At 63.6% G+C, this 18,286-nt stretch carries 20 protein-coding genes; 13 read left to right on the top strand and 7 right to left on the bottom strand.

From position 1 onward, the window contains the following. Positions 1 to 80: 80 nt before the first annotated feature. Positions 81 to 1,277 (top strand): Hint domain-containing protein, encoded by a 1,197-nt coding sequence (locus tag ACGYK2_RS08840; protein ID WP_271688384.1) that lies wholly within the window; start codon positions 81 to 83, stop codon positions 1,275 to 1,277. On the opposite strand, the gene ACGYK2_RS08835 is transcribed toward ACGYK2_RS08840, so the two are convergent. After that, entirely contained in the window at positions 1,266 to 1,478 is a 213-nt protein-coding gene (locus ACGYK2_RS08835; RefSeq protein ID WP_271688383.1) for a hypothetical protein, read from the bottom strand. The two genes, ACGYK2_RS08840 and ACGYK2_RS08835, sit on opposite strands and share 12 nt — an antisense overlap. Before the next feature lie 94 nt (positions 1,479 to 1,572). Beyond that, positions 1,573 to 2,247, bottom strand: a complete 675-nt coding sequence (locus ACGYK2_RS08830) for a type 1 glutamine amidotransferase domain-containing protein (RefSeq protein ID WP_271688382.1) — start codon at positions 2,245 to 2,247, stop codon at positions 1,573 to 1,575. A gap of 173 nt (positions 2,248 to 2,420) precedes the next feature. Here ACGYK2_RS08830 and pheS point away from each other — a divergent pair, with 173 nt between their 5' ends. The 6 genes from pheS (at position 2,421) to mscL (ending at position 8,950) form a co-directional block, all read left to right on the top strand. Next, on the top strand, positions 2,421 to 3,494 hold the full coding sequence (gene pheS / locus ACGYK2_RS08825) for a phenylalanine--tRNA ligase subunit alpha (protein WP_271688381.1): 1,074 nt from the start codon (positions 2,421 to 2,423) through the stop codon (positions 3,492 to 3,494). Between the two features lie 41 nt (positions 3,495 to 3,535). Further along, positions 3,536 to 4,225, top strand: coding sequence for a hypothetical protein (locus ACGYK2_RS08820; protein WP_271688380.1), 690 nt, complete (start codon positions 3,536 to 3,538; stop codon positions 4,223 to 4,225). Position 4,226: 1 nt separating this feature from the next. Next, positions 4,227 to 6,623 (top strand): phenylalanine--tRNA ligase subunit beta, encoded by a 2,397-nt coding sequence (gene pheT, locus ACGYK2_RS08815; RefSeq protein ID WP_271688379.1) that lies wholly within the window; start codon positions 4,227 to 4,229, stop codon positions 6,621 to 6,623. A gap of 20 nt (positions 6,624 to 6,643) precedes the next feature. Next, the gene (locus tag ACGYK2_RS08810; protein ID WP_209216571.1) at positions 6,644 to 7,087 is read left to right on the top strand and encodes a YtoQ family protein; all 444 of its coding nucleotides are present in this window, start codon (positions 6,644 to 6,646) and stop codon (positions 7,085 to 7,087) included. Positions 7,088 to 7,208: 121 nt separating this feature from the next. Next, a complete protein-coding gene (locus tag ACGYK2_RS08805; protein ID WP_346348275.1) occupies positions 7,209 to 8,396 on the top strand; it encodes a histidine kinase dimerization/phosphoacceptor domain -containing protein in 1,188 nt (395 codons plus the stop codon). A 122-nt stretch (positions 8,397 to 8,518) separates the two neighbouring features. Next, complete coding sequence (mscL, locus tag ACGYK2_RS08800) at positions 8,519 to 8,950, top strand: large conductance mechanosensitive channel protein MscL (protein WP_271688378.1); 432 nt, start codon at positions 8,519 to 8,521, stop codon at positions 8,948 to 8,950. A gap of 62 nt (positions 8,951 to 9,012) precedes the next feature. Here the strand turns inward: mscL and ald are convergent, their stop codons facing one another. Continuing rightward, positions 9,013 to 10,131 (bottom strand): alanine dehydrogenase, encoded by a 1,119-nt coding sequence (gene ald, locus ACGYK2_RS08795; RefSeq protein WP_271688377.1) that lies wholly within the window; start codon positions 10,129 to 10,131, stop codon positions 9,013 to 9,015. A 138-nt stretch (positions 10,132 to 10,269) separates the two neighbouring features. On the opposite strand from ald, the gene ACGYK2_RS08790 reads away from it, so the two are divergent. After that, complete coding sequence (locus ACGYK2_RS08790; protein ID WP_120351940.1) at positions 10,270 to 10,728, top strand: Lrp/AsnC family transcriptional regulator; 459 nt, start codon at positions 10,270 to 10,272, stop codon at positions 10,726 to 10,728. A 256-nt stretch (positions 10,729 to 10,984) separates the two neighbouring features. Here the strand turns inward: ACGYK2_RS08790 and rpsU are convergent, their stop codons facing one another. After that, complete coding sequence (rpsU, locus tag ACGYK2_RS08785; RefSeq protein WP_007118112.1) at positions 10,985 to 11,191, bottom strand: 30S ribosomal protein S21; 207 nt, start codon at positions 11,189 to 11,191, stop codon at positions 10,985 to 10,987. Positions 11,192 to 11,301: 110 nt separating this feature from the next. Here rpsU and ACGYK2_RS08780 point away from each other — a divergent pair, with 110 nt between their 5' ends. The 4 genes from ACGYK2_RS08780 (at position 11,302) to ACGYK2_RS08765 (ending at position 13,979) form a co-directional block, all read left to right on the top strand. Next, entirely contained in the window at positions 11,302 to 11,994 is a 693-nt protein-coding gene (locus ACGYK2_RS08780) for a COQ9 family protein (protein WP_271688376.1), read from the top strand. A gap of 72 nt (positions 11,995 to 12,066) precedes the next feature. After that, positions 12,067 to 12,801: an energy-coupling factor ABC transporter ATP-binding protein gene (locus ACGYK2_RS08775; protein WP_271688375.1), complete on the top strand. Its 735-nt coding sequence runs from the start codon at positions 12,067 to 12,069 to the stop codon at positions 12,799 to 12,801. Continuing rightward, positions 12,776 to 13,372: an energy-coupling factor transporter transmembrane component T gene (locus ACGYK2_RS08770; RefSeq protein ID WP_271688374.1), complete on the top strand. Its 597-nt coding sequence runs from the start codon at positions 12,776 to 12,778 to the stop codon at positions 13,370 to 13,372. The genes ACGYK2_RS08775 and ACGYK2_RS08770 overlap by 26 nt, the downstream gene beginning before the upstream one ends. Positions 13,373 to 13,433: 61 nt before the next feature. Beyond that, positions 13,434 to 13,979, top strand: coding sequence for a biotin transporter BioY (locus tag ACGYK2_RS08765; RefSeq protein ID WP_209216564.1), 546 nt, complete (start codon positions 13,434 to 13,436; stop codon positions 13,977 to 13,979). Positions 13,980 to 14,010: 31 nt separating this feature from the next. Here the strand turns inward: ACGYK2_RS08765 and ACGYK2_RS08760 are convergent, their stop codons facing one another. Continuing rightward, the gene (locus ACGYK2_RS08760) at positions 14,011 to 15,117 is read right to left on the bottom strand and encodes a thiolase family protein (protein ID WP_271688372.1); all 1,107 of its coding nucleotides are present in this window, start codon (positions 15,115 to 15,117) and stop codon (positions 14,011 to 14,013) included. Continuing rightward, a complete protein-coding gene (locus ACGYK2_RS08755) occupies positions 15,114 to 16,343 on the bottom strand; it encodes a class I adenylate-forming enzyme family protein (RefSeq protein ID WP_271688371.1) in 1,230 nt (409 codons plus the stop codon). Before ACGYK2_RS08755 ends, ACGYK2_RS08760 begins: the two co-directional genes overlap by 4 nt. Before the next feature lie 97 nt (positions 16,344 to 16,440). Between ACGYK2_RS08755 and ACGYK2_RS08750 the strand changes: the two genes are divergently transcribed. Beyond that, entirely contained in the window at positions 16,441 to 17,451 is a 1,011-nt protein-coding gene (locus ACGYK2_RS08750; RefSeq protein WP_271688370.1) for an NAD(P)H-quinone oxidoreductase, read from the top strand. A 162-nt stretch (positions 17,452 to 17,613) separates the two neighbouring features. Here ACGYK2_RS08750 and ACGYK2_RS08745 read toward each other — a convergent pair whose 3' ends face one another. Then, positions 17,614 to 18,258: a ribonuclease T2 gene (locus ACGYK2_RS08745; protein ID WP_271688369.1), complete on the bottom strand. Its 645-nt coding sequence runs from the start codon at positions 18,256 to 18,258 to the stop codon at positions 17,614 to 17,616. Between the last annotated feature and the right edge of the window lie 28 nt (positions 18,259 to 18,286).

Raw genomic sequence — 18,286 nt, 5'->3', positions numbered from 1 at the left:
ACTGTGCAGCCTATCTGCACCGGTGCCGCAGCAATTGGCGCTGTTTGTCGGCATGTTATTTGTAAAAGGTGGGGAGGTTTATGCCCGGAATTGTAATCAATAGGTTGGACGAAGACCCCCATGAGACGGTCTATGGTATTCGCGATGATACCAGTTCACGCGGCGTTGATCTTGAGGGCGCGCGGATCACGCTGACCTATGCCGATGGCTCGGTCGAGACGCTGACGTGGCACGCAACGGATCCCTATACGAATGGCGCGGCGGTGGGCGAGGATACGCAGATGTCCTTCGGCTATGACTGGCACCATCTTGAGACGACCAAGCCGCTCGCCACGATGGAGATTGACCTTCAGTCCGCCAGTTCCGTTTTCGACACCACCACCACGGCGGATGACGACCCCAATGGTGGCTCGACCCCTACTTCGCTTGAGGGGTTTCCCTTCCGCGTGGAGTCCGGTTCGCGGGATTTGGCTGGCGATATAGAGGTGACCTACTCCGGCATCGTCAATCTGGCGGGCAGCCCGGCTGCGGGCGATCTTTTCACGACCATGACCGTCGATTTCTCAGACCTGCCCGAGGGCGGGTTATTGGGGAATCTGGCGTGGAAATCCGACATCGACACGATGCGCGAAGAGGGCGATCTGGTCTCGACCGGTGTGGCCTGTTTCGCGCGCGGCACGCTGATCACCACCGAGGCGGGCGATCTCCCGGTCGAGGCTTTGGCCCCCGGCGTGCGCGTGCTGACCCAAGGCCACGGCTATCAGGAACTCGTCGCCGCGCTGCGCCGCAGGGTCGGGGCGGGGGAATTGGCGAAGAACCCCAAGCTCTACCCCATTCGGATCAGTGCCGGGGCCTTGGGCGCGGGGCTGCCGAAGCGTGACCTCATGGTCTCAAGACAGCATCGCATGGTCGCGCGTTCAGGCATCGTCAAGCGGATCTGCGGCGCGATGGCTGTGCTCGTCGCCGCGATCCGGTTGACCGAACTGCCGGGGGTGCATGTGGATGAGGGCATCTCACAGGTGGAGTATTTCCACTTGGTCTTTGAAAAACACCAGATCGTTTATGCCGAGGGCGCGCCGAGCGAGAGCTTTTTGCTGAATGCCGACACCGTGAAAACCCTCGGTCAGGCGCAGCGCGAGGAGTTCGCGACGCTCTTCCCCGCTTTGGTTGAGGGTGACGGCTTCGGTGCCCCCGCGCATCAGATCCCCGCGGGCCCCGTGCAAAAGCGGTTGGTCGCGAAGCACAAGAAAAATGGCCGCGCCCTGCTATCGGTTTAGGGTGTCGGGGTCATAGGGATTGTGGCTGGCGGCGGATAGATTGATCCCATCCTGTGCCGCGCGATGTGCAATCGCCTCTTCGCTGCGGTTCAGTTGCACCGCGATCACGCTGGTCGCCGTGCCCTCTGCCGCAAGAATGCGAAGCTGTTCGATGTCTTCGGCGCTCCATGGGGCGCCGGTGCTGCGGTCATAATCTGCCATGTCGGAGGCTCCTTTCACTGGCAAAACACGGCGCGACCAGCGGCGGTTCCTCCCATGGGGGAGAGGGGGCGCGGACTTGCGCCCCCACCTGCCGTCACTTCAAGAGCGCCAGCATCTCTTTCGCCGCTTCCTCGGAAGAGGCGGGGTTCTGGCCAGTGACCAGCTTGCCGTCGACCAGCACATAGGACGCCCAATCGTCGCCCTTGCTGTAGTCGCCGCCGTTTTCCTTCAGCATGTCTTCGACCAAGAAAGGCACCACATCGGTCAGGCCAACGCCCTCTTCCTCGGTATTGGTAAAACCGGTGACGCGCTTGCCGGAAACCAGCGGCTTGCCGTCGGCTTGGGTGTCCTTGAACACGGCGGGCGCGTGGCAGACAGCGCCAACGGGGCGGCCCGTGGCCCAGAAGGTTTCGATCAGGCGTTTGCTGTCGGCGTCATTCGCGAGATCCCACAGTGGGCCGTGGCCGCCGGGGTAGAAGATCGCATCGAAACCGTCCGCATCCACATCGCCCAGCACTTTGGTCGAGGCGAGCGCTTGTTGCGCGGCATCGTCGTCCTTGAAGCGGCGGGTGGCGTCGGTCTGCGCGTCTTCGCTGTCGCTGTTGGGGTCAAGCGGCGGCTGCCCGCCTTTGGGCGAGGCGAGGGTCACATCCGCGCCCGCGTCTTTGAAAACGTAGTAGGGCGCGGCGAATTCTTCGAGCCAGAAACCGGTCTTGTTGCCGGTGTCGCCCAATTCGTCATGCGATGTCAGAACCATCAGGATTTTCATAGGTCTCTCCTTTCGGGGGAGGTTGGGCGCGCCGCTGGGGACAGGGCGCGCCGAGGGGATGCGGCCTAACGCTTTGCGGAGGTGGTGGTTCCCCCATGGCGCCACAACCCCTACGGCTTGCATTCGAGGGGCGAGAGGGCTAGCAGGACGGGGTATTATTCCAAGGGCCTGTCATGGACGATCTGAAGCAAAAGTACCTGAGCCAAATCGCCGATGCTGGCGACGAATCCGCGCTGGAAGACATCCGGCTGGCCGCCGTGGGCAAAAAGGGCGAAGTCGCGCTGAAAATGCGCGAGCTGGGCAAGATGACCCCCGAGGAGCGTCAGGTCGCGGGCCCCGCGTTGAACGCGCTGAAGGATGAGATCAACTCGGCCCTCGCCGCCAAGAAGGCCGGCCTTGCCGATGCCGCGCTGGACGAGCGCCTGCGCAGCGAATGGCTCGACGTGACCCTGCCCACGCGGCACCAGCGTCAGGGCAGCATCCATCCGGTCAGCCAAGTGACCGAAGAACTGACCGCGATCTTTGCCGAGATGGGCTTTTCCGTCGCCGAAGGCCCGCGCATCGACACCGATTGGTACAACTTCGATGCGCTGAACATCCCCGGCCACCACCCCGCGCGGGCCGAGATGGACACCTTCTATATGCACCGGGCTGAGGGGGACGAACGCGCCCCCCATGTGCTGCGCACCCATACTTCCCCGGTGCAGATCCGCACGATGGAGGCCGAAGGCGCGCCCCTGCGCATCATCTGCCCCGGCGGTGTGTATCGTGCGGACTACGACCAGACCCACACGCCGATGTTCCATCAGGTCGAAGGGCTGGCGATCGACAAGGATCTGTCGATGGCGAACCTGAAATGGGTGCTGGAAGAGTTCTTCTCGGCCTTCTTTGAGATCGACGGCATCAAGACCCGCTTCCGCGCCTCGCACTTCCCCTTCACCGAGCCTTCGGCTGAGGTCGACATCCAGTGTTCCTGGGTCGACGGCCAGTTGCGCATTGGCGAGGGCGACGGCTGGATGGAGGTGCTGGGCTCCGGCATGGTGCACCCCAAGGTGCTCGCCGCGGGCGGGATCGACCCGAATGAGTGGCAGGGCTTTGCCTTCGGCATGGGGATCGACCGGATCGCGATGTTGAAATACGGGATTCCGGATCTGCGGGCGTTTTTTGATTCAGACCTGCGCTGGCTGCGGCATTATGGGTTTGCGAGCTTGGATCAGCCGAATTTGCATGGTGGGTTGTCGCGGTGAGTATCTGCGAAATTTTCTTGGGTTGGCCTCCAGCAGTTCAGTTGGGTTTGACCGTCTTGGCAGGTGCCGGATGTTCAGCTGCAATTGTACAGGGCCGAATAATTTATGGAAAGAACAAGGCCAAAAAAGACGGATTTCGCGCACTTAAGGATCGGCTTGATGATTATGCACTGATGCAAAACATGAACCCGACTGATCATGGCGATAATTTCATGCACGGTCGGCTGCCCATACGGTCTTCAAGGCCAATTCTTAGCCCGGGTTCGCATAAAATCTTGTTAGGTGTGCTGAAAAAGATTGAAGCTAAAAATGCTGTAGCCATGGGGGTCGTATTCCTCTTATTAGGAGGGATGTGGTCAATTGCGGGAGACGTAAGAGACTACGATCCATGGTTGTCATTCGCCTTTGCCGCAATCATTGGTTTCTTAGTTGGTCCCCTGTTTGCGGGTCTCGACGGAGTTGGGCACCTAGGGCAGTCACACTACCTCAAACTCGAGAAGGAAAACCGCAAGAGAGAACCTCGACCAGAATGGTATATGGCGCAGAAAATGCAACACCGCTTGATGTTGGACTTGGTGGCTAAAGAGTACGGGTTTCAGGCAAAGATTTTTTCTATTGCCCTCGCCGTTTTTGCCGTGATTGCTTTGGTGATTTTTTCATTTTCAGCGGAATCAAAAGAAAAACGGCCATTGTTGACGATAGAGGTCAGCTTCGAAAGCGAGGACGCATAGCATGAAATTCACCCTCTCCTGGCTCAAGGACCATCTCGACACCACGGCGTCGATTGATGAGATCACCTATGCCCTGACCGACCTCGGCCTCGAAGTCGAAGGCGTCGAGAACCCGGCGGCGAAGCTTGCTGACTTTACCCTCGGCTATGTGCAATCGGCGGAAAAACACCCCGATGCCGACCGGCTGAACGTCTGTCAGGTGGAAACCGACGAGGGCGTCATGCAGATCATCTGCGGCGCGCCGAACGCGCGGGCGGGGATTACCGTCGTTGTGGCCAAGCCGGGCGTCTATGTGCCGGGCATCGACACGACCATCGGCGTCGGCAAGATCCGCGGCGTGGAGAGCTTCGGCATGATGGCCTCTGAGCGCGAGACGGAGCTAAGCGAAGAGCATGACGGCATCATTGAGCTGCCCTCGGGCAAGCCCGGTGACCGTTTCATCGACTGGCTGGCCGAGAATGACCCGGCGAAGGTCGACCCGGTGATCGAGATCGCCATCACCCCGAACCGCCCCGATGCGCTCGGCGTGCGCGGCATCGCGCGCGACCTCGCCGCGCGGGGTCTGGGCAAGCTCAAGCCGCGCGATTCCGATGCCGTGGCGGGCAGCTTTGCCTCGCCGATCAGCGTCAGCATTGATGACGACACGCTGGACGGCTGCCCTGTGTTCTATGGCCGCTTGATTAAAGGCGTGAAGAACGGCCCCAGCCCGCAGTGGCTGCAGGACCGGCTCCGCGCAATCGGGCTGCGCCCGATCTCGTTCCTCGTGGACGTGACCAACTTCTTCACCTTCGACCGCAACCGTCCGCTGCATGTCTTCGACGCCGACAAGGTCAAAGGCAATCTGCGCGTGCACCGCGCCAAGGGCGGCGAGGAGATCGCCGCGCTCGACGAGAAGACCTACACCCTGCAGGAGGGCCAGATGGCCATCTCCGACGATAGCGGTGTGGAAAGCATCGCGGGCATCATGGGCGGCGAGGCGACCGGTGTGACCGAGGAGACGGTGAACGTCTTTGTCGAGAGCGCCTATTGGGACCCGGTGCAGATCGCCTATACGGGCCGCGCGCTGAAGATCAACTCGGACGCGCGCTACCGGTTCGAGCGCGGCGTCGACCCGGCCTTCACGCCCGAGGGGCTGGAGCTTGCTACGCATATGATCCTTGATCACGCGGGCGGCGAGGCTTCCGAGGTTGTGGTCGCGGGGCAGGTGCCGGACACGTCGCGCGCCTACAAGCTCGATACCGCGCGGGTGCAGTCGCTCGTCGGCATGACGATCCCTGAGAGTGACCAGCGTGAGACGCTGACCGCGCTCGGCTTCCAGCTCGACGGCGACATGGCACAGGTGCCAAGCTGGCGCCCGGACGTGCAGGGCGAGGCCGATCTGGTCGAAGAAGTCGCGCGTATCGCCTCGCTGACGCAGCTCGAAGGCAAGCCCCTGCCGCGCCTGACCACGGGCGTGCCGCGCCCGGTGCTTTCGCCCATGCAGCGCCGCGTGGTGACGGCACGGCGCACGGCGGCGGCGCTCGGCTACAACGAATGCGTGAGCTACAGCTTCATCGACCAAACCTCGGCGGCGCTATTCGGCGGTGGCACCGATGCGACGCGGCTGGAGAACCCGATCTCCTCGGACATGAGCCACATGCGCCCCGACCTGCTGCCCGGCCTGCTGCAAGCTGCCGCCCGCAATCAGGCGCGCGGCTTTGCCGACATGGCGCTTTTCGAGGTTGGCCCCGCTTTCTCCGGCGGGGAGCCGGGCGAGGAACAGGTCATGGTTTCCGGTCTTCTGGTGGGTCGCACCGGCCCGCGGGACGTGCATGGCGCGGCGCGCGCGGTGGATGTCTATGACGTGAAGGCCGATGCCGAAGCAGTGCTGGCCGCCATCGGCGCGCCCGCCAAGGTGCAGATCCTGCGCGGGGCTGATGAGTGGTGGCACCCGGGCCGCCACGGCAAGATCTGCCTCGGCCCCAAGAAGGTGCTCGGCGTCTTCGGCGAGGTGCATCCGCGCGTTCTGGCGGCGATGGACGTGAAAGGCCCGGCGATGGCCTTCACCCTCTATCCCGCCGAGGTGCCGCTGCCGCGCAAATCCGGCGCCACGCGCCCGGCGTTGCAGATCAGCGACCTGCAAGCGGTCGAGCGTGACTTCGCTTTTGTCGTCGATGCCGATGTCGAGGCGCTGGCGTTGGTCAATGCCGCCAAGGGTGCCGACAAGACCCTGATCGAAGATGTCCGCGTTTTCGACGAGTTCATCGGCGGCAGCCTTGGCGAAGGCAAGAAATCCCTCGCCATCACCGTGCGGCTCCAGCCCAGCGACAAGACGCTGAAGGATGCAGACATTGAAGCCGTGGCTGCTAAGGTGGTCGAAAAGGTGACCAAGGCCACCGGCGGCGTGCTGCGCGGCTGAACCAAGGAAGGACGGAAGCGATGAAAGTCTATCTCTCCGGTGAAATTCACACCGACTGGCGCGAACAGATCACCGAAGGGGCCAAGGGTCTCGACGTGACCTTTACCGCACCCGTCACCGACCACGCCGCCAGCGACGATTGCGGCGTGGCGATCCTCGGCGCGGAGGACGACAAGTTCTGGCATGACCGTAAGGGCGCACAGATCAACGCGATCCGCACCCGCAAGGCGATTGCCGAGGCGGATGTCGTCGTGGTGCGTTTCGGTGACCAGTACAAGCAGTGGAACGCGGCCTTCGATGCGGGCTATGCCGCAGCACTTGGCAAATCGCTGATCATCCTGCACGGCCCCGACCACGCCCATGCGCTGAAAGAGGTCGACGCGGCGGCGCTCGCCGTGGCCTCCGAGCCTGCGCAGGTGGTTGAGATTCTGCGCTATGTCTTGACCGGTACGCTGCCGGGGTAACGCGGCAGCGGGGCTAGCCGCGTTAAAATTTAACATCTATCAAGGGTTTAAGCGCGAATCGATTCGGCAGCGTGCTGGACGCCGCTGCTTTGCGGACTAAACCTTCACTAGCTGGAGGTTCATCAGCCGTGATCTGCCCCCCGAAAGGCAGGCCATATCCGACCCCCGCTGTCGTGCCATAGTCGCGCGGCGGGTTAACTTTGGAAGGAGAAGGTCCATTTTAGCCGACACGCCCGCAGAGCAGGACGAGCGTCTAGAGACGCTCTATTCCTATGATGTTCTTGATACCGAAGCCGAAGCGGATTTCGACGATATTGTCGAGCTCGCGTCCAAAATCTGCGAAACGCCCGTCTCTCTGATCAGTCTGGTGGATGAAAAGCGCCAATGGTTCAAGGCGCGCGTCGGGTTCGAGCCGCATGAGACGGCCCTTGATCAATCGGTTTGCTCTCATGCCATTCTCGACGAGGGCTATACCGAGATTGCGGATATGGGGGCGGATCCGCGCACCTCGGACAATCCGCTCTATGTTGGCGACCCTCGGGTGAAATTCTATGCCGGTGCCAATCTTGTCGCGCCGAACGGCCAGCCGATTGGCACGCTTTGCGTGCTGGATACCAAGCCGCGGACCCTGAATGATTTTCAACGCCAAGCGCTGCAAACCCTCTCGCGCCATGTGATGATGCAGTTGGAACTGCGCAAGAAAATCCGCATCGAAGCGGCGCTGCGCGCCGAGATGGACCACCGGGTGAAGAACTCGTTCCAGACCATCGCCTCATTGCTGCGCATGGCGACGCGCAAGGTGCAAGACCCCGACGCCAAGGATGTGCTTGCCCTTGTCGAGCGTCGTTTCGGCGCGGTGGCATCGCTGCACAGCGAGTTGATGGGGCAGGGTGGCCGAAGCAAGGTGCAAACCACCTCCTATCTCGAACAACTGAACAAGCTTCTTGCCGCCAGCGCGCCGGACCACGTTACTATCTTTTGTGCGGCTGAGCCGGGCGAGTTGCAGGCCGTGCAGGCCTCAGCCCTCGGCATGATCGTGAGCGAATTCGTGGCCAATTCGATCAAACACGCCTTCGCCGGGGACCGGGCAGGGGAGATCAAAATTTCCCTACGGCGGCAGGAGGGGGCCGAGGGCTGGCTTTTGGAATGCCGTGACAATGGCTGCGGCCATGCCGGTGCCGTCTCGGGGGCCGATAGCACGGGGCTGGGGCGGATGTTAATGGCCACGGCAGCCGAGCAGTTGAACGGGCGTCTGACGACCGATTTCAGCCCCGAGGGCGCGCTTTTGCGGGTCTGTTTTCGGGATTGAACGGGCGCGGGCCGTAAAACGCGCGATTTACCGTAAAACTTTATTGACCGTTCTATGTGCCAGTCCGCACTATCGACCGTGATGGCGGGGTTATCGGCGCGCCTTAGAATAGGGACAGAACTGTGATTCAAGAATTCAAGGATTTCATCGCCAAGGGCAATGTCATGGACATGGCCGTTGGTATCATCATCGGCGCGGCCTTCACGGCGATCGTGTCGTCACTGGTGGCCGATCTGATCAATCCGATCGTCGGGCTTTTCACCGGCGGGGTGGATTTCACCAACAACTATGCCGTGCTGTCGGGCGATGTGCCTGCGACCGCTTCGCTAGAGCAGGCGCGGGAGGCGGGGGCGTCGGTCTTCGCCTATGGCTCGTTCCTGATGGCCGTGATCAACTTTTTCATCATCGCCTTCGTGGTCTTCATCCTGGTGAAGATGGTGAACCGGGTGAAGGCGGCTGCAGAAAAGCCGGATGAGGTGGCACCAGAGGTCAAGACCGGCCCATCGCAGCTCGATGTATTGTTGGAAATTCGGGACGCTTTGAAGACGCGCTGAGCGCTGCTTTCGAAATGGAAAGGCCCGCCAATCTGGCGGGCCTTTTGTTTGGCCGCTGACGTTCAGCCCGCGATGGCCTGATCCGCGGTGATGCTGTCGATCCCAAGCGCTTCGCCCACGGCGGCATAGGTCAGCTTGCCCGCGTGGACGTTCAGCCCGGCCTTGAGGTGCGGGTCATCCGCGCAGGCCTGTTTCCAGCCCTTGTCGGCCAGCGCCAGCATGAAGGGCATGGTGGCGTTGCCAAGCGCGATGGTCGAGGTGCGCGCCACCGCGCCGGGCATATTGGCCACACAGTAGTGCATGATGCCGTCGACCTCATAAACCGGGTCTTGGTGCGTCGTCGCCTTGGAAGTCTCGAAGCAGCCGCCTTGGTCGATGGCCACGTCGACCAGCGCCGCGCCGGGTTTGAGTTCGGACAGTTGCGCGCGGCTGATCAGTTTGGGGGCCGCGGCCCCGGGGATCAGCACCGCGCCGATGATCATATCGGCCTCACGCGCCAGTTCGATGGTGTTGCCCGCGCTGGCATAGGCGGTTTTGAAGGTGCCGCCATAGATGTCATCGAGATAGCGCATCCGGGGCAGGGAGCGGTCGAGCACGGTCACATCCGCGCCCATGCCCGCGGCGATGCGGGCCGCATGGGTGCCGACGACGCCGCCGCCGATGACCATAACCTTAGCCGGGCCGACACCGGGCACGCCGCCCATCAACACGCCGCGCCCGCCATTGGCCTTTTGCAGCGTCCATGCTCCGACCTGCGGGGCCAAACGGCCCGCGACCTCGGACATTGGGGCCAGAAGGGGCAGGCCGCCATTGCGGTCGGTCACGGTTTCATAGGCAATCGCCGTACAGCCCGAGGCCAGCAGGTCGTGGGTTTGATCCGGGTCGGGCGCGAGGTGCAGATAGGTAAAGAGCAATTGCCCTTCGCGCAGCATCTTGCGTTCGCCCGCCTGCGGCTCCTTGACCTTGACGATCATGTCGGCTGTGGCAAAGATCTCCTCGGCCGTGTCGATGATGGTGGCGCCTGCGGCGGTGTAGTCAGCGTCTTCGAAACCCGCGCCGACCCCGGCCCCCGCCTGCACGATAACCTCATGCCCATGGGCGATGGCTTCTTGTGCGGCATTGGGCGTCAGGCCGACGCGGAATTCCTGCGGTTTAATTTCTGTCGGGCATCCGATTTTCATGGGGGTTCCTCCTCCTCCGTAGTGGGACAGGATTATCATATCCGCCGTGCATATCGCTGCCAAATTGGGGTCGCCAAAGGGCGCATCCTTCGAATATAATCGCGCTGGGTTGCTTCCTCACGCGAAAGTATTGCGCATATGGCCTTGGATGAGATTGATCGGCGTGTTCTGCGGGCTTTGCAGCGCAATGGGCGGATGTCCAATGCCGAACTGTCAGAGGTGGTGCATCTGTCGCCCTCGGCCTGTCATCGCCGTGTACAGCGGTTGGAGAAGGAAGGGTATATCCGCGATTATGTCGCCCTCTTGGACCCGCGCAAGCTGGATATGCCGACGACGGTCTTTGTTGAGATCACTTTGCAGGCGCAGGCCGAAGAGGTGTTGGAGGCTTTCGAGAAGTCGGTCTCGCGCATTCCCGATGTCCTGGAGTGTCACCTGATGGCTGGCACGGCGGATTACCTGTTGAAGATCGTGGCCGAGAATACCGAAGATTTCGCCCGTATTCACCGGCAGCATTTGGCGCGGCTGCCCGGCGTGGCGCAGATGCAGTCGAGTTTTGCGCTCAGGACGGTGTGCAAGACCACGGCGCTGCCGGTGTAGTTGGAAAGCCCGGAATCAAGGCCGTGAGGCCGCCGGGCAGCGCCAGACCGCTCGGACGGGCTGGCGCTTTTGCTGAGGTCGTGCCGTCCTGAAGTATTTCTCAAGCGCAGCTACCATAAACTGCCTAATTGAAGGGATTTCGAGCGCCTTCCCGCGGTCTGGCGCTGCCCGGCTCGGTTGCGCTCCCCCGCAAAACAAAACCCCCGCTGCCATGGGCACCGGGGGTTCTATATCTGTCGCGTGTCGCGGGGATGATTTACATCATACCTTCGCGTTGCGCTTTTTTGCGTGCCAGCTTACGGGCACGACGGATCGCTTCAGCTTTCTCGCGCGCTTTTTTCTCGGACGGTTTCTCGAAATGTTGCTTGAGCTTCATTTCACGGAAAACGCCTTCGCGCTGGAGCTTTTTCTTCAGAGCCCGGAGGGCCTGATCGACGTTGTTGTCGCGAACACTAACCTGCATGTGGTTGTCACCACCTTTCTAGGATAAAGTTGCAAGGAATTGCAGGAAGTGGGCCTATAACAGCCTATATCACGTTTGTCCACCCCATCACGCCCCGATAGGAGCCCGCCATGACACCGCCCAAGGCCGACCCAAAGGACCAATTGCTGGATGCCGCATTGATGCATGTGCCGTTTGACGGCTGGTCGCCCGCGACCTTCAACGCCGCGATCAAGGACAGCGGTCTGGACCCGGCGCTGGCCCGTGCGGTCTGCCCGCGCGGTGCGGTCGATCTGGCGGTGGCCTATCACCGGCGCGGCGATGCCAAGATGGTCGATGGCTTGGCGCAGGCCGATCTGTCGGCGCTGCGCTTCAGGGACCGTATCGCCAAGGCCGTGCGCCTGCGGCTCGAAGCCGGGGATCGTGAGGCGATCCGCCGGGGCAGCACGCTTTTCGCCCTGCCGCATCACGCCCCCGAAGGGGCCGGGCTGATCTGGGAGACCAGCGATAAGATTTGGACCGCGCTTGGCGATACCTCGGAGGATGTGAATTGGTATAGCAAACGGGCCACGCTGTCGGGGGTCTATTCGGCCACGCTGCTCTATTGGCTGGGGGATGCCAGTGAGGGGCATCAGGCGACATGGTCGTTCCTCGACCGGCGCATCGACGATGTGATGCAGATCGAAAAGCTCAAATCCCATGTGCGCGAAAGCCCGACGCTGAGCCGTCTGATGGCCGGGCCGAACTGGCTGTTGAGCCATATCAAGGCCCCGCGCGGGCAAGGTGACCCCGATCTGCCGGGCCGTTGGACGCCGCCAAGCTGAGGCGCGCTGCGGGCTTCCCCGCCCGCGCGGCAGGTGGTAGGGCGGGGCACCCGGTTTTACCACAGGCGCCCGATGACCAACGCGACCCTTCCGCTCATCGATATTGACAGCATCAGCTACACCCCCGGGGGCACGCCGGTGCTGCGGGATGTGAGCCTGAGCTCCGATGTCGCGCGGATCGGCATCGTGGGCCGCAATGGCTCGGGCAAGACCTCTTTCGCGCGGGTTCTGTCGGGGCTGGTGGCCGCCGATGAGGGGCAGGTGCGGATTGCCGGGGTCGATGTGGCCCGTGACCGCCGCCGCGCGATCGGGGCGGTGGGCATCCTGTTTCAGAACCCGGACCATCAGATCATCTTTCCCACCGTGGAAGAGGAAATCGCCTTTGGCCTGCGGCAGATGGGCCAATCCAAGGCCGAGGCTGCGCGGGGCGTGGCGGCGATCCTTGGTCAATTCGACAAGCGCCATTGGGCGCAGGCATCGATTCACCAACTCTCCCAAGGACAGCGGCAGTTGGTTTGCCTGATGGCAGTCTTGGCGATGCAGCCCCGGGTGGTGGTGTTGGACGAACCCTTTGCCGGGCTCGACATCCCCACGCGGTTGCACCTTGAACGGGTTTTGGCGGGGCTGGATCTGACGCTGGTCCATATCACCCACGATCCGGCGGCGGTGGCGGCATACGATCACGTTCTCTGGCTGGAGCGCGGCGAGGTCGTCCAGCAAGGCAGCGCCCGCCCGGTGCTGCGCGCCTTTGAGACGCGGATGAAGGAATTGGGGGCGAGCGATGATCTCTCTGACCTCGCCGGTTGAGACCCGCGCCCATGGCTGGCCCGCCGGGGCCAAGCTGGGGGCGCTCTGCCTGGCCACGCTGCTGCTCTTCGGGGTGGAGGAGCCGGTTTGGCAAATTCTCTTCGGTGCCGGGGTGCTGCTGCTCTATGCCCTGCCGGGGCGAGCATTCCTGCGGGCTGGGTTGGGGCGTCTGTGGATGCTTTGGCCTTTCGTCGGGCTGATCCTGCTGTGGCATGTCTTGACCGACGATGCGGAGGCGGGGCTTGTGATCGCGCTGCGGATGGTCACCGCTGTGGGGCTTGCGAACCTCGTCACCATGACCACGAAGCTCAGCGATATGATGGGGGTGGTGCATTGGCTCGCCGCCCCGCTGCGCCGTTTCGGGCTGCGCACGCGCAGCCTTGAGTTGGCCGTGGCGCTGGTGGTGCGCTTTACCCCCGTACTGGCGGTCAAGGGGCAGATGCTGTCGCTGGCGTGGCGGGCGCGGTCGCGCAGGCGGGCGGGCTGGCGCGTGGTGATGCCCTTCACTGTTCTGGCCATCGATGACGCCGAACATGTGGCCGAGGCGCTGCGCGCGCGGGGCGGTCTGTAATGCTTGACCGGGGCAGGGGGGTGGCCTAGGCAATGGAAAATTCAACCCAAGGATCCTTCCAATGGAACGCAATCTGACCATGATCGCCCTTTTTGCCGCGTTGATCGCGGCGCTGGGCCTGATTCCGAAATTCACGCTTGGCTTCGGCGTGCCGATCACGGCGCAGTCGCTGGGTGTCATGCTGTGTGGCACGGTGCTGGGCGCATGGCGCGGTGGCCTTGCGGCGCTTTTGTTCGTGGCGCTGGTGGCGCTGGGCCTGCCGCTTCTGGCCGGGGGCCGTGGCGGTCTGGGCGTCTTTGCCTCGCCGACCGTGGGTTTCCTCGTCGGCTTCCCGATCGGGGCTTTCGTGACCGGCTTTATCATGGACCAGTGGCGCAGTGCCCCGGTGGGTCTCGCGGCTGGGGTGTCGGCGGTCTTGGGCGGCATCCTCGTGGTCTATGCCTTCGGCATCTTCGGCATGATGATGACGCTGAACAAAACGCTGGTCGAGGCGACCTTGCTGGTCCAAGCCTTCATCCCCGGTGACCTGATCAAAGCCGTGCTGGCGGGGTTCATCACCTCCGGTCTGGCCAAAGCGCGCCCGGCAAGCCTGCTGTCGCGCAGCTAAACGATTGGCCCGCTCCTCAAGGGGCGGGCCGCTACAGCCGCATCAGCGCGGCAGAGCCGATCCCCCCGGCGGCGGCAATCCCCGCCAAGCCGATGCCTGATCCCCGCGCCACCAACTCATGCCACAGCCGCACCGCATTGATCGCGCCTGATGCGCCAATCGGATGCCCGCGCGCCAAAGCGCCGCCACCTCTGTTGACGATCCGCGGCGCGATCCCCGCGCCGGTGACGCAGGCGATGGCCTGCACGGCATAGGCCTCCATGATCTCGGCGCGGTGCAGGTCGTTGGCTTCCAATCCGCTTTGACGAAAGACTTCTCCGATGGCCACCAATGGGGCCAGCCCCGGCTCTTCGGGGCGGCTGCCCTTCGTCGCCGCTGCGATGAGTTCGACTGTCGGCAGGGCGAGGTCTGCTGCCACCCGCTCTGACACGACGACGCAAAAGGCCGCGGCATCGGCGGCGACGGCGGCATTGGCGGCGGTGATGTCGCCGGAAAGCACCTTGGCCCGGCTGCAAAGCGCGGGGGTGAGCCGGCGGGTGAAGGCATCGGTTGAGACGCCTGCGAGCGGCACCAGTTCCGCTTCGGTTGGGGGCTGTGCGCAGGCCTTCGCATGGCTTTCCACGGCCCAGTCATCCTGTGCTGCGCGGGAAATGCCTTGGGACCGACCAAGCGCCGCGGCGGCCTCCGCCATGTCCGGGTCGCGTTCGGGCCATGGGGTGAAGGGCGCTTGGGTATAGGCCTCAGCCGGGCGGCCATCGGCGAAGGTGCGGTAGCGCAGCGGCTGGCGAGAGTAGCTCTCGGCCCCGCCCGCCACGACGATATCCGCCGCGCCGCTGAGGACCATCTGCCGCGCCAGCGCCAGCGCATCCAAGCCCCCCGCGCATTGCCGGTCAATGCTCAGCCCCGCGACATGTTCTGATAGTCCTGCCGCCAAGGCGATGCTGCGCGCCGGATTGCCGCCGGGGCCAAGGGCGGTGCTGCAGATCACCTCGTCGACCTGCGCAGGCGTAAGCCCCGCACGGCTGAGGGCGGCGGAAAGCACAGGCGCGGCAAGGTCGGGTAAAGACAGATGCGCCAGCGCGCCGCCGCGCGGGGCGACGGGGCTGCGGCAGGCAGAGACGATATAGGCGCGGGTCATGTTTGGCCCTCTACCCAGTCCGAGAGGGCGCGCAGGTCGGGCTTGCCCGAAGGTAACAGTGGCAGGTCGGCGCGGAAATAGACGCGCCGGGGCGAGGTGAGGGGCCCAAGCGTCGCGCGGCAATGGGCAATGATCTCTTCGGCGGGCGGCTCTCCTGCCGGGGCTTCGACCACCGCGACCAGATGCTGCCCTCGCAGCGCATCGTCTCGGGGCAGAACCGCGCAGGGCAGGCCGGTTTCGGCGCTGATCACGGCCTCCACCGTTTCGGGGAAAATCATCTGGTCGGCGATCTGCACCATGCGCTGCCGCCGCCCCTTGATCCAGAGGTTGCCCTTGGCATCCAGCGCCCCCATCTCACCCACGGTCACGAAGCCCTCCTGCCAGCGGGTCTCTTCGCTGGGGCCCAGGGCGTAGCCATCGAAGAGGTAGGGGCTGCGCACCCAGATCTCACCAACATCAGTTGTGGGTTCACCCTCAGCATTCATCAGACGCAGCTCGACACCGGGGTAGGGGCGGCCCACCGCGCCTTCGGGCGTATCGGCATCGGCCAGCGTGATAAAACTTGTCTCTGCCGCGCCGTAGAAAACATGCACTGCCGCTTGGGGGCAGAGCCGCCCCACCGCCGCCCGGGTCGCCGGATCGAGCGCGCCGCCGCCGCAAAGGACCAAGCGCAGCGATGGCAGCGGGGCGGCGGCAGCGCGGGCAAGCAGGCGCAGCTGCGTCGGCGTGGCGTAGAGGATCGTCGCCCCGGCTTCGGCGATCCGCTCTGCCTGTCGCCGGGGAACGTGATCCGCCAGCACATGCGCATCGAGGCCAAGATGCAGCGCTTCCAGCACGGCATAGAGCGATAGCGAATGGCTGAGCTGCCCCAACACGGCGACGCTGTCGCGGCGGGTAAGGGCGAAACGGTCGGCATTGACCTCAAAACTGGCGATCCAAGAGGCTTGGCTGCGGCGGACCGCCTTGGGCCGCCCCGACGCGCCGCCGGTCAGGGTGAGAAAGGCAGCAGGCGGGCAGGAGATGTCATCGGGCAGGGGCCGGTCGCTGAGGCAAAAGGGGGCCTGCTGGGTAATCGCTGTGGTTAGGGCGGCCAGCGCATCAAAGGCCGGAGTGGCGGGCAGGGCGCGGAAGCTGTCGTGCTGGCCTTCGGGTGCGCGGGGCAGTTCCTGTTCCCCTGCATAAAGCCGTGCGGCCTCATGCCATTTGAACCTGTCTTGCCCGCGCATCCGCCTCTCCCTCTTCCGTCGGGTCTCAAATTCCGGGTGCACGCCGCGGGGCCGCCCGTTAGGCTGCGGCGAAACCAGACCCGAGGATACTTCAGACATGACAGAGACCATGCGTGCAATCGAAATCACCGAACCCGGCGGTCCGGACGTTCTGCAAGGCACCACCCGCCCGCGGCCTCAGCCGAAACACGGTCAGGTCATCATCAAGGTCGCCTATGCCGGGGTGAACCGCCCCGATGCGCTGCAACGCGCGGGCCGCTACGCGCCGCCCGCCACCGCCAGCGATCTGCCGGGGTTGGAGGCCTCGGGCGAGGTGGTCGAAGTCGGGCCGGGGGTGACAACGCTGGCCCCGGGCGATCTGGTCTGCGCCCTGCTGCCCGGCGGCGGCTATGCCGAATATGTCGCCACCCCCGCGGCGCATTGCTTGCCCATTCCCGAAGGCATGGGGCTGAAAGAGGCCGCTTGCCTGCCTGAGACCTTCTTCACCGTCTGGTCGAACCTTTTCATGCGCGGTGGGCTGAAGGCCGGGGAGAAAGTGCTGATTCACGGCGGCTCTTCCGGCATTGGCACCACGGCGATCCAACTGGCGCGTATCTTGGGCGCGCGGGTCTTCGTGACCGCGGGCACCGATAGCAAATGCGCGGCCTGTATGAAGCTGGGGGCCGAGGTGGCGATCAACTACCGGGACACGGATTTCGTCGATGTCGTGCAGGCCGAGGGCGGCGCAGATGTGATCCTCGACATGGTGGGCGGCAGCTATATCAACCGCAACCTCAAGGCTTTGGCCGAGGACGGCAGGCTGGTGCAAATCGCCTTCCTGCAAGGGGCCAAGCAGGAGGTGAACTTCGTCACGCTGATGACCCGCCGCCTGACCATGACCGGATCGACCCTGCGCCCGCAGAGCGATCTGGCCAAGGCCCGGATTGCAGAGGAGCTTTTGCAGAATGTCTGGCCCCTGTTGGAGCAGGGCCGCGTCGCGCCGGTGATGGACAGCACCTATGACCTGTCCGAGGCGAATGACGCGCACCGCCGGATGGAAGCCAGCGGTCATATCGGCAAGATCGTCCTGAAGGTGGGCGGTGAACTGCAAGGCGGAGAAGATCAGTAAAACTTGAGACAGTAACGAATTGTTAACCAGTAATTCGTTTACTGAAGGCACGGGTGGCCGGGACGCTGACCACCCGTGTTGGAGAGAGAGCCGAAAGGCATTGAATGCGGGGGAGGAAATTACGCCTCTCCCGCTTTCGCCATACTATCGGCCCGGTTGGGTCTAGCGCAGAGGGGTGAACAGCGCGTTATCAAGCGTGCAGTCCCGCCGAACGTCCGGTCCGCAGGGGATGAACTCAAGGTCGCGAGACAGGCAGATGCGCGCCTCTTGGATGTGCCCTTGCTTGCAGGTGATGGTGATCCCCCGCGCGGTCAGGTCCGGGTTCGCTTTTAGGAAGGCCTCTTCCACTACCGCGGCGGGGAGGGACACGGTGCGGTCGAGCTTGCGAAACACCTCGGGGCGCTTGATGCGGGCGTAGGCCTCCTGTGAGAGGGCAAAATAATCCGCCGGGTCCAACCCGCTGCAAGACCCGTGTTTCTTCCACTGGTGCCATGCCAAGCCACCGGTGCCCATGATATCGGCCATCGCCCCGGTCTGGGCGCGGCTGGGCGGGCGACGGCCACTTTGGCAATAGGACGGGTATCCCCGTGTGAACTGTGGCCAGAGGCCATGTAGGGTCCAACCGTGGTCTTTCGCGGCGTCGCATTGCGGAGATTGCCGCGCGTCGCCGGTCAATTCGCACCAATTGGGCGACCATGACAGGGACATGACGTAGTAGTCGAACTCGCCCGAACGCTCCCCTTCGGCCAGCGTGGCGGTGGGGGCGATCAGCCCGAGGATCAGCAGACAGGCGCGCAGTGGCCGCATTGGGTCTTCCCTTATGACGTTTGAGCCA

Source organism: Sulfitobacter sp. 1A10359, assembly GCF_043558145.1.
In the GTDB taxonomy this organism is placed as follows: domain Bacteria; phylum Pseudomonadota; class Alphaproteobacteria; order Rhodobacterales; family Rhodobacteraceae; genus Sulfitobacter; species Sulfitobacter faviae.
Note: the sequence above shows the minus strand (reverse complement) of the source record. Positions and strands in the feature narration are given on the sequence as shown.

Bases quoted from the DNA above. Each gene is read 5' to 3' on its own strand.
- pheT (WP_271688379.1), top strand. From the start codon at position 4,227: ATGAAATTCACCCTCTCCTGGCTCAAGGACCATCTCGACACCACGGCG.
- ACGYK2_RS08830 (WP_271688382.1), bottom strand. From the start codon at position 2,247: ATGAAAATCCTGATGGTTCTGACATCGCATGACGAATTGGGCGACACC.
- ACGYK2_RS08775 (WP_271688375.1), top strand. From the start codon at position 12,067: ATGACCAACGCGACCCTTCCGCTCATCGATATTGACAGCATCAGCTAC.
- ACGYK2_RS08750 (WP_271688370.1), top strand. From the start codon at position 16,441: ATGACAGAGACCATGCGTGCAATCGAAATCACCGAACCCGGCGGTCCG.
- ACGYK2_RS08835 (WP_271688383.1), bottom strand. From the start codon at position 1,478: ATGGCAGATTATGACCGCAGCACCGGCGCCCCATGGAGCGCCGAAGAC.
- ACGYK2_RS08760 (WP_271688372.1), bottom strand. From the start codon at position 15,117: ATGACCCGCGCCTATATCGTCTCTGCCTGCCGCAGCCCCGTCGCCCCG.
- pheS (WP_271688381.1), top strand. From the start codon at position 2,421: ATGGACGATCTGAAGCAAAAGTACCTGAGCCAAATCGCCGATGCTGGC.
- ACGYK2_RS08810 (WP_209216571.1), top strand. From the start codon at position 6,644: ATGAAAGTCTATCTCTCCGGTGAAATTCACACCGACTGGCGCGAACAG.
- ACGYK2_RS08745 (WP_271688369.1), bottom strand. From the start codon at position 18,258: ATGCGGCCACTGCGCGCCTGTCTGCTGATCCTCGGGCTGATCGCCCCC.
- ACGYK2_RS08770 (WP_271688374.1), top strand. From the start codon at position 12,776: ATGATCTCTCTGACCTCGCCGGTTGAGACCCGCGCCCATGGCTGGCCC.
- ACGYK2_RS08780 (WP_271688376.1), top strand. From the start codon at position 11,302: ATGACACCGCCCAAGGCCGACCCAAAGGACCAATTGCTGGATGCCGCA.
- ACGYK2_RS08765 (WP_209216564.1), top strand. From the start codon at position 13,434: ATGGAACGCAATCTGACCATGATCGCCCTTTTTGCCGCGTTGATCGCG.
- rpsU (WP_007118112.1), bottom strand. From the start codon at position 11,191: ATGCAGGTTAGTGTTCGCGACAACAACGTCGATCAGGCCCTCCGGGCT.
- ald (WP_271688377.1), bottom strand. From the start codon at position 10,131: ATGAAAATCGGATGCCCGACAGAAATTAAACCGCAGGAATTCCGCGTC.
- ACGYK2_RS08790 (WP_120351940.1), top strand. From the start codon at position 10,270: ATGGCCTTGGATGAGATTGATCGGCGTGTTCTGCGGGCTTTGCAGCGC.
- ACGYK2_RS08755 (WP_271688371.1), bottom strand. From the start codon at position 16,343: ATGCGCGGGCAAGACAGGTTCAAATGGCATGAGGCCGCACGGCTTTAT.
- ACGYK2_RS08840 (WP_271688384.1), top strand. From the start codon at position 81: ATGCCCGGAATTGTAATCAATAGGTTGGACGAAGACCCCCATGAGACG.